The 2539-nt window shown below is 50.5% G+C and carries 1 protein-coding gene; it reads left to right on the forward strand.

All coding sequences use genetic code 11. The annotated features are described in order from the left end of the window. Positions 1 to 17 precede the first annotated feature (17 nt). A partial coding sequence (gene dnaE, locus RDL68_RS06220) for a DNA polymerase III subunit alpha (RefSeq protein ID WP_308540811.1) occupies positions 18 to 2539 on the forward strand: 2522 nt, incomplete at its 3' end.

Raw genomic sequence — 2539 nt, forward strand, 5'->3', positions numbered from 1 at the left:
AGAAATATCACGAGGGTTTGATTGCACTCTCGGCGTGCCTTGCCGGCGAATGCGCACAACGTGCGCTGGATAGTCCGTATGACGTGGCAAAAGAAACCGCATTGCGCTATGAACGCCTTTTTGGGAAAGAACACTTTTATTTGGAAATTCAATCGCATGAATTAAGGGAAGAGGCGACGGTTGCCCGCATTTTTGCGCGCATACACGAAGAGACCGGAATCGGTTTAGTGGCGACCAATGACTGCCATTATCTGCGTCAAGACGATGCCGAAGCCCATGATGTGTTGCTCTGCATTCAAACCGGCGCAACCTTGGAGCAGGAAAACCGGATGCGTTTTCCCAACGATTCCTTTTATGTAAAAAGCCCCGAAGAAATGGAGACAATCTTAGGCGATTATGACGGTGCTATTGCCAATACGGCGCAGATTGCCGCACGTTGCCATGTCGAGATTCCTTTTCATGAGCCGCATTTGCCTAATTTTGAAGTCTCTACGGGGGAAGACCATGAAACCTTTCTGCGTCGGCTGGTTCGCGAAAATTTGGAAAAGAAGTATCCGGATTCTGCCGAGGCGCTTGCCCGTGCGGAGCATGAACTGGATGTCATTTCCTCTATGGGATTTGTGGACTATTTCCTCATTGTGTCCGATTTTGTGCATTTTGCGAAAACGCACGGTATATCCGTAGGACCGGGACGTGGTTCTGCTGCCGGTTCCCTTGTTGCATACGCGCTGGGCATTACCGGTATCGATCCGCTGCGTTTTGATCTTCTCTTTGAACGCTTTCTTAATCCGGAACGCGTATCCATGCCAGATATTGATATTGATTTTGATGATGTGCGGCGAGAAGAAGTGATTGCGTACGTCAAACAGCGCTATGGTGACGAAAAAGTAGCGCAAATTGTCACGTTTGGGACATTAGCCGCCAAGATGGCGATTCGCGATGTCGGGCGCGTGCTGGATATGCCGATTGCCGCAGTCGATCGCATTGCCAAAGCTGTTCCCAACGCCCTGAAGATGACGTTGGATCGGGCACTGGAAGAAAGTCCCGATTTTCGACAAATCTATCAGGAAAATGAAATGCACCGCCGGTTGGTGGATTTGGCGCGTGCCATTGAGGGAATGCCACGCCATACCTCCACGCACGCCGCTGGCGTGTTGATTGCCGGAGAAGCGGTAGAGAATTTGGTGCCTCTTTCGACAAACAGCGGACAGGTCACGACCCAGTACAATATGATTGAGCTGGAGGAGCTGGGGCTTCTCAAGATGGACTTTTTAGGGCTGCGCAATCTCACGGTCATTGACGATGCCTTAGATATGATTGAAAAACGAACCGGAACACGACCGGATCTGGACAACATGGATGTCAACGATCCGCAGGTGCTAAAACAATTTCAGGATGCCGAAACCATTGGTCTCTTTCAATTTGAATCGCCTGGTATGCGACGTTTTCTTTCCCAATTGAAGCCGACACGCTTTGATGATCTTGTTGCCGCGAATGCGCTGTTTCGGCCCGGTCCTATGGAACAGATTCCGACGTATGTTCAGGCACGGCATAATCCGACGCTAGTGCGCTATCTCGATCCGGCGCTTGCTCCGATATTGGAAAAAACCTATGGTGTCATTGTCTACCAAGAACAGGTCATGCAGATTGTGCAGCAGTTGGCGGGCTATACGCTGGGCGGTGCGGATAATTTGCGCCGTGCGATGTCGAAGAAAAAAATGGCGGTCATGGAGGAGAATCGAGAATATTTTGTGCATGGCAAAATGGCGGCGGATGGCAGCATTGCTATTGAAGGATGCGTGCGAAGAGGGATCCCTGCGGAAGTGGCAAATGAAATCTTCGATCAGATGATTGCTTTTGCCAAGTACGCTTTTAATAAGTCGCATTCCGTGGCATATTCGTTTTTGGCGGTGCAGACCGGTTATTTGAAACGGTATTATCCCTGCGAATACTTTGCGGCGCTGCTTTCGAGCGTCATGGGCGATTTTTCCAAGATGTCGCTTTACATACGCGAAGCGGAGCGAATCGGCGTAAAGCTGCTTCCACCGGATGTCAATGCGTCCTTCGGAAAGTTTTCTGTCGAGGAAGGCGCTATGCGCTTCGGACTGCTGGGCATTAAGCATGTTGGCAGCGCCATTGTGGAAGCAACGGTAAAGGCAAGAGAAGAAGGGGTTTTCTCGTCGCTTGAGGAGTACATGCGGCGTATATGCGATGTGGACAGCAACGCGCTGAATCGCAAATCGGTGGAGAGTTTTATTTATGCGGGCGCGTGTGACAGTCTGGGTGGACATCGCGCACAGTTGATGGCGGATTTGGAAATGTCCATTTCGGGAATCCAAAACGCACATCGACAGAATTTGAGCGGACAGCAATCTCTTTTTGACGCCTTTTCTACTTTGGAGGATTCGGGCGGTTGGCGAACGAAATCCGTTCCGGAATATGGCATTCCCGAACGTTTGGCGTATGAAAAGGACGTATTGGGGGTCTACCTTTCCGGTCATCCCTTTGCACCATACGAAGCGGAATTTGCTCCCTTCCA

The organism is uncultured Murdochiella sp. (genome assembly GCF_902488755.1).
Classification (GTDB): Bacteria; Bacillota; Clostridia; order Tissierellales; family Peptoniphilaceae; genus Murdochiella.